Annotated in this window: 10 protein-coding genes; 5 read left to right on the top strand and 5 right to left on the bottom strand. The window is 58.7% G+C overall.

What is annotated here, in order from left to right; translation table 11 throughout:
- Positions 1-158 precede the first annotated feature (158 nt).
- The gene (locus tag H6F57_RS07070) at positions 159-1,241 is read left to right on the top strand and encodes an SDR family NAD(P)-dependent oxidoreductase (protein WP_190625579.1); all 1,083 of its coding nucleotides are present in this window, start codon (positions 159-161) and stop codon (positions 1,239-1,241) included.
- Between the two features lie 21 nt (positions 1,242-1,262).
- Here the strand turns inward: H6F57_RS07070 and H6F57_RS07065 are convergent, their stop codons facing one another.
- Positions 1,263-2,168, bottom strand: a complete 906-nt coding sequence (locus tag H6F57_RS07065) for a LysR family transcriptional regulator (protein WP_190625578.1) — start codon at positions 2,166-2,168, stop codon at positions 1,263-1,265.
- 309 nt (positions 2,169-2,477) lie between these two features.
- On the opposite strand from H6F57_RS07065, the gene H6F57_RS07060 reads away from it, so the two are divergent.
- Positions 2,478-2,765 (top strand): hypothetical protein, encoded by a 288-nt coding sequence (locus H6F57_RS07060; RefSeq protein ID WP_190625577.1) that lies wholly within the window; start codon positions 2,478-2,480, stop codon positions 2,763-2,765.
- Positions 2,766-2,905: 140 nt separating this feature from the next.
- Here H6F57_RS07060 and H6F57_RS07055 read toward each other — a convergent pair whose 3' ends face one another.
- From H6F57_RS07055 to H6F57_RS07040, 4 genes are all read right to left on the bottom strand, one after another.
- The gene (locus H6F57_RS07055; protein ID WP_190625576.1) at positions 2,906-5,923 is read right to left on the bottom strand and encodes an EAL domain-containing protein; all 3,018 of its coding nucleotides are present in this window, start codon (positions 5,921-5,923) and stop codon (positions 2,906-2,908) included.
- Positions 5,904-6,683, bottom strand: coding sequence for a FecR family protein (locus H6F57_RS07050; RefSeq protein WP_313933564.1), 780 nt, complete (start codon positions 6,681-6,683; stop codon positions 5,904-5,906). Before H6F57_RS07050 ends, H6F57_RS07055 begins: the two co-directional genes overlap by 20 nt.
- A 346-nt stretch (positions 6,684-7,029) precedes the next feature.
- Positions 7,030-7,767 carry a type 1 glutamine amidotransferase gene (locus H6F57_RS07045; protein ID WP_190625575.1) on the bottom strand — a complete coding sequence of 246 codons (738 nt, stop codon included), beginning with the start codon at positions 7,765-7,767 and terminating at the stop codon, positions 7,030-7,032.
- 283 nt (positions 7,768-8,050) lie between these two features.
- Entirely contained in the window at positions 8,051-8,602 is a 552-nt protein-coding gene (locus tag H6F57_RS07040; protein WP_190625574.1) for a hypothetical protein, read from the bottom strand.
- 295 nt (positions 8,603-8,897) lie between these two features.
- Between H6F57_RS07040 and glnT the strand changes: the two genes are divergently transcribed.
- The 3 genes from glnT (at position 8,898) to H6F57_RS07025 (ending at position 13,490) form a co-directional block, all read left to right on the top strand.
- Entirely contained in the window at positions 8,898-10,223 is a 1,326-nt protein-coding gene (gene glnT, locus H6F57_RS07035) for a type III glutamate--ammonia ligase (protein ID WP_190625573.1), read from the top strand.
- A gap of 328 nt (positions 10,224-10,551) precedes the next feature.
- Complete coding sequence (locus H6F57_RS07030) at positions 10,552-11,736, top strand: iron-containing alcohol dehydrogenase (RefSeq protein ID WP_190625572.1); 1,185 nt, start codon at positions 10,552-10,554, stop codon at positions 11,734-11,736.
- A 353-nt stretch (positions 11,737-12,089) separates the two neighbouring features.
- Positions 12,090-13,490 (top strand): aldehyde dehydrogenase family protein, encoded by a 1,401-nt coding sequence (locus H6F57_RS07025; protein ID WP_190625571.1) that lies wholly within the window; start codon positions 12,090-12,092, stop codon positions 13,488-13,490.
- Positions 13,491-13,494 lie beyond the last annotated feature (4 nt).

Here is a 13,494-nt window from a genome sequence, read left to right as displayed (position 1 = left end):
GCTCCGATCGCCTGTGAAAATTGACCAGCCCGGGGAACGTCTAGTGACGAGCTGGCGACGGGAAAAACCGGCCTATCGGCTAAGGCAGTTTCGCCCTACGAAGGAGACTAGCATCGGCTAGCACCGCCTAAAGTGAAAGCCACACTGGAGGGGGAAAAATGTCGATTAACCATTTGGGACCGCTGGGTTTAGCTGCGATCGCGGCCCTGCTAACGGGCGTCCTCTGGCTAGGTCGCCGGTGGCGCGAACAGCAGTATGACCTGCAAGGCAAGACCATTTTGATCACCGGGGCCTCCCGGGGGCTGGGGCTGGTCATGGCCCGCCAGTTGGTGGCGGCGGGGGCTCGACTGGCAATCTGCGCGCGGGATGAGGCCGAACTGGAGCGGGCAAAAACTGAACTGGTGCAGCAGGGCGGAGAGATCTTGGCACTGATCTGTGATGTCACCCACCAGACCCAGGTCGAGCAGATGGTGCAGCAGGTCAGCGAGCAGTTTGGGGCAATCGACATTCTGATCAACAATGCTGGCACTGACATCGTGGGGCCGCTAGAAAACCTGACCATGCAGGACTACGACGACCTGATGCAGCTCCATTTCTGGGCACCGGTCTACACCACCTATGCGGTGTTGCCGGGGATGCGCGATCGCAGAGCCGGTCGCATCGTCAACATTTCGTCTGTGGGAGGCAAGGTGGCGTCGCCGCACATGGTGGCTTACTGCGCCAGCAAATTTGCCCTGACGGGGTTATCAGCCGGATTGCACATTGAACTAGCCCGGGCTGGCATTGCTGTCACCACGGTCTGTCCCGGTTTGATTTATACAGGCGTTAACGATCACGCCCTGTTCAAGGGACAGCACCGCAAAGAGTACACCTGGTTCAGCATTAGCGAGTCGCTGCCGATCATCTCTGCCAGCCCAGAAAAGGTAGCCCGGACCGCCATTGCCGGCATGCGTCGAGGGGCCGCCGAAGTGGTGGTGCCGCTGCCAATTCTGCTCATGGCCCGGTTCTACGGTCTATTCCCAGGGTTCATGACTAGTCTGCTGAGTTGGGGCAGTAGGCTGCTACCAGGGCCTATTGAAGGTGGTGAAGAGCGGGCTTTTGGTCAAGACAGCCACTCGTCTTGGGCACCGTCCTGGCTGACCTATTTGAGCAATCGCGCCGCGCGCCGGAACAATGAACTGCCCGTCAATGAGCCGAAGTCGGCCCCTGAGGTCGAAGCGGTGGGCAGCAGGGAGCAATAACCCGATGGCCAAGCCGTAACTCTAAACGGCCTTGATGCGGCTAAATTCGCCCACTTCCCGCAGGGCGTCTAGAAAGGCGTAGAGCGCGGGGGTGTGCAATGCGTCTTTTAGAATGGTGGCCCCAATTGGCCGAGAAATTGGGAAGGGCATAGAGACGATCTGCACGTCAGGGGGCACCGGCTCAGCGGCAAGTCGAGGCAGAATGGCAATGCCTAAGCCCTGCTGCACCATGGCCACCATCGACGAGTCGTGGCGAATGCAGTAGGCAATTTCTAAAGGATGCTCTTGGGCACCCAGCACGGTGCGAATGCGCAGGCCACAGCTGCTGTGGCTAGAGCCAATAATGGGCATTTGGCGCATATCATCCACGGTGAGCGCATCGGTTTTGGGGCGATAGCCAGGGGGCAGCAGGGCCACGTAGTCGTCGTTAAAGATATGCAGGGTTTCCACATCGTCGCCATCGATGGTTTCGGCAACGCAAAGATCAACTTCGCCCTTAGCCAGCGCCTGCTTCAGCTGGTGCACTTCATCCATTTCGTGGACGCTGATGGCGATGGTGGGGTAGCGGCGGTGCAGACGGGCGATCGCTCCAGGCAGCACGTGGGTCGCTACGCTGCGAAAAGAGGCAATGCGCAAATTGCCTCCCTGTACGCCCCGCGCCTGGTTGGCCTCGCTGCCAATGGTGTCGAGCAGACCCAGCACGTCGCGGGCGTGGGTGGTGATGCGATCGCCCACGCTCGTCAGCCGCGCCCCGTGGCGGCCCCGCTTCAGAAGGGTAACGCCTAGCTCGTCTTCTAGGGTGGCAATGGCGTGGCTGATGGTGGACTGGGTGACATCGAGCTTGAGGGCCGCTTCGCTGAAGTTGCCGCACTCGGCGATCGTCACCAGTGCCCGCAGTTGTGACAGCTTGATTTTGTTGAGGTTCATGGCGGCTCCAGGCACCTAAACGCCTATTCCAGGCTAAGGGCAGAGGCTTTAGCTGGCCTATCGATTTTTTGCATAGCACCCATTCACGTCATGCTTTGTTACAAACTGACGCCCCGCCTACATTAGATACATCAGCAGCGGTAGCGCTTGGGGCGAGATGCCCCCACTCCCAGTAGTGGAACCCTGACCGTTAACCTTAGCCTTTGCATTCTGACTGCATCTACGCTCAGCCCCTCTAGGGCTGACAGAGGTTTTTGGTTAAGCGTGCCACCGCCCTGCCCGCTGCAATTCCCTTAGTCGAGAAATGCCATGAACACCACTACTCGTAACTCTAACTCCGAGCTCAACCGGCAGCGGCAGCGCCTTGAAACCCTGGTACAGCCCGCCCAACGGCCCCTAGGTATGGGCCAGGCTCTCAGTGCTCTGGGCGATCGCTTACTAAGCTTCTTCACCGACACCCAAGAGCTGCGCATTTGGCAGAGCACCCGCAACGGGCATCAGGTCTGGTTCGCCCACGACCCGGTGACCAACCGCACTCGCTCGTTTCACTCTGAGCAAGATGTGCGGCGCTGGCTCGACAATCGCTACTACGAATAGTCGGCACTATCACCATCGACAACCATGATGGAATACCCCGACGCAGAAGGTGAGGCGCACTGTAGCCCCGCCGCCAAGACCAACCTCCAGGGCAGCAAATCCGAGCTTAGGCCGGCCTTGCTGCCCTGTTTGGTATGGGCTCACCAACCGCCCTCCCCGTTGTCTCGGCCGCGTAAATATTGACTGAATTGACTGACGCTCAGCGGGCGGGCAAAGAAGAACCCCTGACCAAATTTGCAGCCCAATTGGGTGAGCGACTCCAGCTGGGGGAACTGCTCAATCCCTTCGGCAATCACCTGAATATTGAGGTGGGTTGCCAGGTGAATGATGGTTTCAACGATGCCATACTGCTGCGGGCTGTGGTGAATGTTGGCAATGAAGCTGCGATCGATTTTGAGAATATCCACCGGCAGCTGTTGCAGGTAGCCGAGGGAGGAGTAACCGGTGCCAAAGTCGTCAATGCTGAGGCGAATGCCGCGATCGCGCAGGGTTTGAATGATCGGCACCACCTGCTCAGGGTTTTGAATCACAACCGTTTCGGTGATTTCGAGCTTGAGGTTGGCCGCGGGCAAGCCGCTGTCGTTTAAAGCGCTGTCAACCTGGGCCAAAAAATCGGGCTGCGCAAACTGAAGCGCCGACAGATTGACGCTGACCACGGCATCGGCGTTGATCAGGCTGCGCCGTCGCCAGCGCTGCATTTGGGTGCAGGCTTCTCGGAGCACCCAGGCCCCGATCGCCGCCATCATGCCCGTGTTTTCGGCAATGGCAATAAACTCGTCGGGAAACATCAGCCCCCGGTCGGGGTGCAGCCAGCGCAGCAGAGCTTCACACCCCATCAGCTGCTGGGTATCAAGGTTCACAATGGGCTGGTAGTGGAGCTGAAACTCTTGCCGTTCTAGGGCCAGCCTGAGGGCGGTTTCGATCTGGAGCGAGCGGCACACGTCGAGGTGCATGCCCGGCTCGAATAGGGCATAGCCCTGGTTGTTGATTTTGGCCTGGTACATGGCGGTGTCCGCATCGCGGAGCAGTTCGTCGGGGTGCTGGTAGTCGGGGCCGCCCATGACAATGCCAATGCTGGTGTTAGTAAATAGCTGGTGCTCTTGAATGTGCAAGGCTTCGGTAAACCGCTGGCGAATGCGCTGGGCCACGGCGATCGCATCCCCCATTTGGTCAAGCGTCGTCAGCAGAATGGTGAACTCGTCGCCACCAAAGCGAGCGACGACATCGTTAGGGCGCACGCACTCTTGCACAATGGTGGCCACCCGCTTGAGCAGCTCATCCCCCACCCAGTGGCCAAAGGTGTCGTTGATCAGCTTAAAGCGATCGCAGTCGAGAAACAGCACCGCGTACAGCCCCGGCTCGGGTAGGCCAAACTGCTCCCCCAGGCGACTCAAAAACTGACGGCGGTTGGGCAGCCCAGTGAGCGGGTCGTGCAGCGCCTCATAGGCCAGCTGATGCTGAGCCAGCTGGCGCTCAGCAATCTGCTCCTGGAGCGATCGATTGAGCTGCTCTAGCTGCCGCGTGCGCACCTCTACTTTGGTTTCTAAGCTGTCGTTGAGCCGCCGCAGTTCGCTTTCCATCTGCTGGCGGTAGGTGATGTCTTCGAACAGCACAATGGCCCCCTGGGGCCAATCGGCGGGGGTATTGTCATTGACGGCCAGCGATTCTAGCCGCAGCTCATACCAGCGATCGCCCCGCTGGCGCAGCTGATGCGCTACGGCTTGACCTCGACAGACCCGCTCCCACAGCTGCTCCCAAGCTTTGACCTCAAACCAGTCGGGCGGCAGGGCCGAGGCCAGGCGATCGCCCGCCGCCAGACCCAACCATTCGGTGGCCAAGGGGTTAGCAAACCAAACGGTGCCATCCGCCGCCGCCGCCACCAACCCCAGGGGCAGACTGCGGGCAATGGCCGCCTGAACCGCCTGCGATCGCCCCAGTTGCTCGGTCAGCTCGACCAGCTGAGTCAGATCTGAGACGCGATCGCCCGGTATAAAGCCAGGCTGAGCGAGGGTGGCGGGGGATGGTGAGGGCTCGGGCAGCAATACTTCGGGCGGATGGCGATGCTGTAATGCAGTCGTCATCTGCCGCAGCCAGCGGTTCTGTCGCAGCCATTGCTGACCCAGGCTCAGACCGCCCACAGCACTCAGCAGCAGCACCGGCCCTACCACCGGCAGCCACAGGTTAGCTCCCATGAGCACCAGGGCCGTTCCCCACCAGCCTGCCACCAGGCCGCTCATCAACACCCCCTGCCGCCAAAACACCCCTGGTTGCCGCTGTAACCCCAGGCTTAGGGCCAGAGCCAGGGCGATCGCCCCGATCCAGCCCCCGGTTAACGGTCTCAGCCAGCGCTGGTGCAGCAGGTTGTCGATTAACGCGCCGTGCAAAAACACCCCACTGGCAGGCGGGTAAGCGTCAAAGGGGGTGACCCGGTCATCTAGGCCCAGGGCCGTGGCTCCAATCAGCACCACTTTGCCCTTAAACACCTGAGGCGGCACCCGTCCCTCCAGCACATCTACAAAAGAGTAGGTGGGCAGGGCAGTGGCTACCCCAGGCCAGTTGACCCACAGAGGGCGATCGAGGGGCGGCAGGGAAACGGCCTGCTGAGTCAAACTCAGCGCTTCTGCGGTAGCAATGGCCAGGGCGGGCTGGCGGCTCACCATCGGCTCAACGCTGTGGATGTAGCCGCCCTGGTACCGCTGCAAAATATGGCCAGTGGTCAGCGCCGCCTTAGCCAGTGTTGGAGTTGGCCCCAAAGGTTGCCCGTCGCGATCCCAGGCGGAGGCTAGGATGACGGCAGGGTGGGCAGCGATCGCCTCGACAAACACCGCATCGTCAGGGCTAGGCTCCACAAACAGCAGGTCAAATACCACCGCCTGGGGCGACGCTGCTTGCAGACCTTGCATCAGCTCAGCATAGCGGCGGCGCGGCCAGGGGAACGCCCCCAACGCGTCCAAACTGGGTTCATCGATGGCAATCAGCACCACCTGGTCGGCCCAGGGCCGCTGCCCCCGCAGCCGGAAGCGCAGCCCATACTCAGCTTGCACTAGGGGCATGAGCAGGCCCAGTTCGCTCAAACTTACGACCAATAGGCTGGCAGTAGCCAAGGTCAGCAGCGACTCTATTCCTCGCCGCAACTGGTTAGAGAAGGTAAATCTCATGGACTTCCTGGCGGCCAAGGGGCGTAATCACGACAACCTCGACTCGCAAACGGGCCGTCGCCACCCGCGTCAGGCGAAATTCACCCTGGCGATCGACCAGTTGAGGGGCACCATCGACAAATACAGTATTGACGGGGTCAACCCGACCCGTGAGCGTAACCATGCGGGTGTTGTTTTCAAACGATACAGTGCGCTCGTACTCCAGCCCGGGATCATCCCGCAGGGGCACTGGCTGAGTGGGGGGTTCACCGGGCAAGATCAGGTTTTGGTAGCCCCCCGGCACCGGTACCGTCGCGCCAACGGCACTGGTTTCCACCGCGCCGGAGAGGGTGGCAATGCCGGTCTTGCCGTCGTCTTGCACGCTGACCCCAAACTCGGTGCCGCGCACACCGCTAATGCCGGCGGGGGTTTCGATCTCAAACTCAGAGCCTCGGTTGGTAAAGCGGCGCAACTGAGTACGCACCTGCCCCCGCGACACGTTGAGGTGGGTAATGCGCCCACCGTCGGCGGCCATCTCCAGGGTGCGAATGCGCAGCTCAGTGCGCTCCGAAACCTGCAAAAAGCCCACGTCGGTATCCACATCTAGAACGACCGTCGATCGCGCCCCCGTCCGCAAGCCGTCACCGACCTGATTGAGGCGATCGCCCGCCCGCGCAGGGCTAGCACTGCTGGGTCGCAGCAGTGTCACCTCCCCCTGAAGCTGTCGCAGCGCCAGCCCTCGCTCTACCCGAACTGGCAGCGCCTGAGTATCAAAAGACACTGAAATGACCGCAATAATACTGATTCCAACCAGGGCCAGCTGGCGCCACCACCGGGGCAGCATGTTCAAAACGGAGGCTATTGGCCGTAGTAGGTGATTGATCATGTGTATTTTCTACCATGATCTCTCTTTACATAGACTGATAAGCGTAGTAATTCTTGAGGCTTTCTGACTGCTTACAACGGTATTAACTCGGGGTTCAAACGCCTCAAAGACTTAATCGTCATAACAGTTTGCGGCCGCTTACAGCTTAGACCATACCTCAGAGCGCAGCAAAGACTAATGGAGAAAGGGTGCAACAATTGTTACACCCTTTCTCCTAGCCCGCAGGCTCAACTGACGCGATTTAAGTGAAGCTGCCTTGATGAAGTAATGGTTCGGTTTGGGCCACAGCCACGACCTGGTCGTACCAGGCATCGGCCAGCTTTTCGGTAAACTGGGCTGACTGCCCCCAGTGCAGCCCTAGCTGCTCCCGCAGTTGCTCCAACAGGTGAGGATAGTTAGCCTCAATCCATTCAGTCTTAAAGGCCATCCAGCTCATCACAACCTGCGGGGTGACTTCGGGATGAAACTGTAGGCCATAGATATTGCTGCCGATGCGAAAGGCCTGATTTTTGCAGGTCTTATTGGTGAGCAGCAGTTGCGCTCCAGGGGGTAGATCGAAGGTGTCAAAATGCCACTGCATCATCGGCATCCCCGGTGGGTAGTCTTGCAGCCAGGGTTCTTCGGGAGCCGCAACGGGAAACAGCGGCGTAAAACCCAGTTCTGGAACCTCATTTTGGTAAACCCGACTGCCAAAGGCGCGGGCAACCAGCTGAGCGCCTAGGCAAATGCCCAACACCGGCTTGCCCTGACTGTGAAATTCGCGGATCAGCTCGGCCACTCGTGCCAGGTGAGGAAAGTTGTCGTCTTCGCAGGCATTCATGGGGCCGCCGAGTACAACTAGGCCGTCGTAATCCCCGTAAGGCGGGGTTGGGCTCTGGGGCACCAACCAGGTGTGCAGCCAGGCTCCTTTGACTTCTAGATATCGGCCCAAAATGCCTACGGGGTCTGCTTCGACATGTTGAACAACCAAAATATCCATGGATGAGACCCAGCCTTTAGAAAGACATGCGGGGTGGAATCTTTTGCAGCGAAAGGAGCTCGGCTTTGCCTAAATACCCCTAGGGGGCATAGCATAACTTGATATGACAGGTTGTGCCAAAGTTTTTCGAGATTGGCAATAATTCGTTTGGATTGGTGGTTTTGGCACAGGGGGACGATCGCAGAAGCCCCAGCAAAGATGGCTACGATCGCCAACCGCTGAGCCAGAGTTACTGGCTCAGCGGTTAGCCGAGAACTATCTCAGGTAGCCTGCCCAATTGGGGTTACAGCATACCGGTGGTGCCAGAATCAGTGCGGCGATCGTCAATTTGTCGATCTGAATCGCGGCTGCCAGTGGACTCTACTCGGTACCAGGCGTCTTGGCTGGCATGCTTGGCTTTTTCCCAGCCGAGGCGGCCGTTGTGGTTTTCGTAGTCTTTCTGCAGATGGGGCTCGGCTTGAGTAAAGGTCATACCCTGACCAGAGTAGGTGCTGTAGCCCTCATAACCGGTGCGATAGGCTGGGCTGTAGTCGTCGTAGCTATAGTCAGACTCGACATAGGGCCGACTTTTGTAATTATTGCGCCAGTAGTCGTCTTCCACAGTGGGATCGACTTTCTCGGCCACACCTTTACCAGCAAGGCCACCCGCCACAGCACCAACGGCTGCACCGACCACGGCGCCCACAGGACCACCAACTACACCACCCACAGCGGTAGCGATCGCACCTACTCCAGCTGCACCGACTCCAGTGCCAACGGGATGTGATCCTGGCTGCCCAGTGATGGGATCGGGATTCGTGTCAGGATTGTGATCCAAGTTTTTGTCACGTTCCATGGTTCTAAATTCCGTATTAAGAGCAGCGTCGGGTGTAGGCCATGACTGATTGCCTTGCACCTAACACTGTCCACAAACTAAGAACTTTGCAGCCAAAACAACTCGGTAGGATGGCAGAGATTAATCTATATAACCTGAGGGATTTAGCGCCCATTTGCCAGCCCCAAATAGACACTGACTGTTGACCAAAGCTGCCAGTAAGAAAAGAACAACTACCAACCTTGCCCCGTATCTACAACTACAAAAGCGACTTCGTCAGCCTGTTTTACTAAGCTGAAACGTCCGGAGTCGTTCTATGGTCAGCATGTTGACTCAGGTTCAGAACCTGGCAGAAAGGGCCAAGGCCCTCGGCATCAAGTTTTTTCTAGTTTCCTATACTGATTTGCTGGGGGGCACTCGGGCCAAGCTGGTGCCCGCCACTCAAATGGCTTCGGTAGAAAAAGACGGCGCATTTTTCTGCTCGTTTGCCTCCAACCTGGGCCTGGGGCCAGAGGCGGCTGAGATTGCGGCCGTGCCCGACCCCGACTCGCTGATTCAGCTGCCCTGGGAGCCGACCGTAGGCTGGGTAGCCTGTGATGTGTACTACGAGGGCGAACCCTTCCCCGCCGCGCCCCGGATGATGTTGAACCGGGTGATCGATCAAGCCGCATCCCTGAGCTACACCCTTAAAACTGGAGTAGAAGCCGAGTTCTTTTTGCTGCGCCAGACCGAGACAGGGTACGAACTGGCTGACCCTAAAGACACCGCTGAGCGGCCCTGCTATGACCAGCTCAACCTGATGCGCCAGTTTGACCTGATCTCAACCGTTGTCACCTATATGGAAGATCTGGGTTGGGGTCCGTACCAGTGCGACCACGAAGACGCCAATGGCCAGTTTGAGCTGAATTGGACCTACAGCGATGCCAAGACCACCTGCGATCGCCACGTCTTCTTTAAATACATGGTCAAAACCCTGGCCGAGCAGCGGGGCTTTGTCGCCACCTTTATGCCCAAACCCTTTAGCCACATCACTGGCAACGGCGGCCATGTCCACAACAGCCTGTGGCAGGGCGACGTCAACGCCTTTGCAGAAGGGGCCGACGCGGGGGGGCTTTCGCCCATCGGCTACAACTTTTTGGGCGGGGTCTTGGCCCACGGCAAAGGGCTGACGGCTCTCTGCGCCCCCACGGTCAACTCCTACCGGCGGTTGGGGGCCAGCACCACCACCTCCGGCAGCACCTGGAGCCCCCGATACATCTCTTACGGCGGCAACAACCGCTCCCACCTGATCCGCATTCCCGACAAGGGTCGCTTCGAGTGCCGCATGATCGATGGGGCCGTCAACCTCTACCTGGCTACAGCCGGAATTTTGGCGGCTGGGCTAGAGGGCATCCAGCAGCAGCTTGACCCCGGCCAGCGCATCGACGAAAACCTGTTCGCCCGGGGCGACGAGTTCACCAACTTGCAAACCCTGCCCCACAACCTCTACGAGGCGATGGTCGCCCTCAAGCAAGACCCTCTGTTAATGGAAACGATGGGTGAACTCGGTGCCAAAACCTTCCTCGAAATGAAAGCGAAGGAATGGAACGCCTTCAACGCCCAAATCACCACCTGGGAAATGGATCAGTACGTGAATGTTTAAAGGTCGCAGGCGACAACCGTTTGCCCCGACCAGAAGGTTAGCTGGTGGGCAGTGCCCACCCTACGACTGCCTCGATCAATTGCAGAGAAAAACTAGGCCAATTTGCAAAACAGAGGTTTAAACCGATGGGCGATCGCTCCTTTCCGTGAGGTGAAGGACGACGGAACGTCCTTCTCGTAGGGGTCTGGGGGGACCGAAATCCCCCCAGCGGCAGGCTTGGCTTTCTCCACCGATCTCGTGCATAAGCGATCGCTTACAGCGCAAAGCAACAATGCATCGCTGCGCAGATGCACCCCACGGTTCCTATTTTCAAGGGCATAAATCCGCTATGTCTTCTACCATTCACACCTACAACTTTCCCACCCGCATTCGCTTCGGGCCAGGGGCGCGGCACGAACTCGCGGACGAACTCACCACGTTAGGCATTCAGCGAGTCCTCATCATCACCGATAAAGATGTCGCTCAACTCCCCTGGTTTCCTGAGCTAAAGAATTCTCTGGCGTCCTTCGGGGCGGCTGTCTTTAGCGGCGTTTGGGGCAACCCGGTAGTTTCTCAGGTCAATGCCGGGGTTGAAGCATGGAAAAGCCACGGGGCCGACGGCATTGTGGCCGTAGGCGGCGGTGCCCCAATCGATGTGGCGAAGGCGATCGCCCTGATGGCCAACCACCCCGGTCACCTATTCGACTACGAAGACGGCAACAGCACCCGCCCGATTGATCGACCGATTCCGCCTATTGTCGCGGTGCCCACCACGGCGGGCACCGGCAGCGAAGTGGGACGCAGCGCCGTAATCTCGGACGATGACAGCCACGCTAAAAAGATCGTGTTTGATCCGCAGCTGTTGCCCAAGGTGGTGCTGGCTGACCCCAAACTGCTGCTAGGGCTACCGGCCAAAATCACCGCTGCGACGGGGATGGATGCGCTGACCCATTTGGTTGAGGCGTTTCTGGCCAAGGGGTTTAATCCTCTCTGCGATGGCATTGCGTTGGAGGGCATTTATCTGGTAGCGCAGAACTTGAAAGCCTGTGTGGACTTTGCCCAGCGATCGCGAGATGGAGAAGCCTTTGACGAGGCGACGACGGCGGCGCACTTGGCAGCGCGGGGGGGGATGCTGAATGCGTCGATGATGGGGGCGATCGCGTTTCAAAAGGGCCTTGGCGTCACCCATTCCTGTGCCCATGCGCTGTCTACGGTGTATGACACGCACCACGGTTTGGCGAATGGCATTATGCTGCCTGCGGCGATGCGGTTTAACTTAGCTGCCGCGCCCGAGCAGTTTTTGCGCATGGCTCAAGTCGTGAAGCCAGGGACCGCCGATGGGCAAGCGTTTGTGGATTGGATTGTGGACCTGTCTGAGTCGATTGGGATTCCGGCTTCATTGGGGGCTTTGGGGGTGACACCCGATGGGTTGGGGCCGTTGGTGGCGGTGGCGATGAAGGATGGGTGTCATCCGTTGAATCCTAAACCCGTTACGGAGAAGGATTTCTACGCTATCTATCAAGATGCTTTTTGAGCACCCTGTGCGTGGGCTTCCATTCAACCGTAGGGTGCATCCGCGCAGCAATGCACCATTGTTTTAGCCCATGAGCGATCGCTCGTTGAGAGAGTCTGGGTGGTAAAAGCCAAACCTACTGCTGGGGGGATTTCGGTCCCCCCAGACCCCTACGAGAAGGACGTTCCGTCGTCCTTCACCTCACGGAAAGGAGCAATTGATCATCGGTTTAAACCTCTGTTCTGCAAATGAATCTGTTCTTTTCTGCGATCGGCCTAAACAACCGTAGGGTGGGCACTGCCCACCTTTCACCCCGGATTACAAACAACTCCATCTGCTGACATTGCTCATCAGTTCCAGAATTTCTTATCACTATGGCTGACGTTCTTTCGATCATCAACCCGGCTACTGAAGCGTTGATTCAAGAACTCGCGGTGGACGATCGCGCCACTGTTGCCGAGAAATATGATCGGGCGCGGCAGGCGCAGCCGGGGTGGGCGGCGCAGCCTTTGGCCGATCGCATTCAGCCTATCCTGCGGTTTCGAGAGCTGCTGATTGAGCGGGCAGATGCTCTGGCGGCGTTGCTGACGTCAGAAACTGGCAAGCCCATTACCCAAGCGCGCAGCGAAATTTTGGCAGTGCCGGGAAGACTTGATTTCTTTGTGGAGCATGCGGCCAACGTTCTCACGCCAGAGCGGGTCTACGCTGAGCCAGCGGCGGCGCTGCCAGGGATGGGGAGGTTGGAGGAGGTGATTGCTTACGACCCGCTGGGGGTGGTGGCCAATATTTCGGCGTGGAACTATCCGTATTTTGTGGGGGGAAATGTATTTATTCCGGCGCTGCTGATGGGGAATGCGGTGCTGTATAAGCCGTCGGAGTTGGCCACACTGACCGGGAGGGCGATCGCAGATCTGCTCCATGAGTCCGGCATTCCCCAAGATATTTTCATCCCGGTTATCGGCTCAGGGCTAACCGGATCGGCGCTGCTGGAGCAGCCGATTGATGGCGTATTCTTCACGGGCTCCTACGCTACGGGGCAGAAAATTGCGATCGCGGCGGCTCCCAAACTGGTTCGCACCCAGCTCGAACTGGGCGGCAAAGATCCGGCCTACGTGTGCACCGATGCTAAGGTGGCGGTGGCGGCGGCAGGTCTGGCAGATGGGGCGTTTTACAACAACGGCCAGAGCTGTTGCGCGGTGGAGCGCATCTACGTTCATACCGATGTTTATGACGAGTTTCTGACAGCTTTTATAGAAACGGTGCGGGGCTTTGCGTTGGGAGACCCAACCGATCCCAAAACTTACCTTGGCCCGGTCAGCCGTAGGCCACAGCTAGATGTTTTGGCTGACCAAGTGGCAGATGCGTTGGCTAAAGGGGCGACCCTGCGTTGTGGCGGCAAGCAGCTCGATCGCCCTGGCTGGTACTTTGCCCCCACGGTGCTCACCGAGGTTAACCACACCATGACGGTGATGCAAGCAGAAACCTTTGGCCCAGTAATCGGCATTCAGCGGGTGGCCAGTGATGCGGAAGCTGTAGCGCTAATGCAAGATACGCCCTATGGGCTGACGGCGGCGGTATATGGCACGGAGCGGGAACGGGCCGTGGGGATTTTGCGCCAGCTCAAAACGGGGAGCGCCTATTGGAACTGTTGCGATCGCGTCAGCCCCCGCCTGCCCTGGAGCGGTCGAGGCCATTCTGGTTTAGGTACAACCCTCTCGCTGGCAGGGCTCTATACGTTCTTGCAGCCTCGCGCCTGGCACCTGCGTGCGGGCTAAGGGT

The sequence above is a fragment of the Leptolyngbya sp. FACHB-60 genome (assembly GCF_014695775.1).
In the GTDB taxonomy this organism is placed as follows: Bacteria; Cyanobacteriota; Cyanobacteriia; order Phormidesmidales; family Phormidesmidaceae; genus Nodosilinea.
The sequence above is the reverse complement of the archived record's forward strand: the minus strand, read 5'-3'. Positions and strand labels throughout refer to the sequence as shown.

What these genes read in the sequence shown, in the direction of transcription:
- H6F57_RS07070 (WP_190625579.1), top strand. Translation starts at nt 159, where the DNA reads ATGTCGATTAACCATTTGGGACCGCTGGGTTTAGCTGCGATCGCGGCC.
- H6F57_RS07065 (WP_190625578.1), bottom strand. Translation starts at nt 2,168, where the DNA reads ATGAACCTCAACAAAATCAAGCTGTCACAACTGCGGGCACTGGTGACG.
- H6F57_RS07060 (WP_190625577.1), top strand. Translation starts at nt 2,478, where the DNA reads ATGAACACCACTACTCGTAACTCTAACTCCGAGCTCAACCGGCAGCGG.
- H6F57_RS07055 (WP_190625576.1), bottom strand. Translation starts at nt 5,923, where the DNA reads ATGAGATTTACCTTCTCTAACCAGTTGCGGCGAGGAATAGAGTCGCTG.
- H6F57_RS07045 (WP_190625575.1), bottom strand. Translation starts at nt 7,767, where the DNA reads ATGGATATTTTGGTTGTTCAACATGTCGAAGCAGACCCCGTAGGCATT.
- H6F57_RS07040 (WP_190625574.1), bottom strand. Translation starts at nt 8,602, where the DNA reads ATGGAACGTGACAAAAACTTGGATCACAATCCTGACACGAATCCCGAT.
- glnT (WP_190625573.1), top strand. Translation starts at nt 8,898, where the DNA reads ATGGTCAGCATGTTGACTCAGGTTCAGAACCTGGCAGAAAGGGCCAAG.
- H6F57_RS07030 (WP_190625572.1), top strand. Translation starts at nt 10,552, where the DNA reads ATGTCTTCTACCATTCACACCTACAACTTTCCCACCCGCATTCGCTTC.
- H6F57_RS07025 (WP_190625571.1), top strand. Translation starts at nt 12,090, where the DNA reads ATGGCTGACGTTCTTTCGATCATCAACCCGGCTACTGAAGCGTTGATT.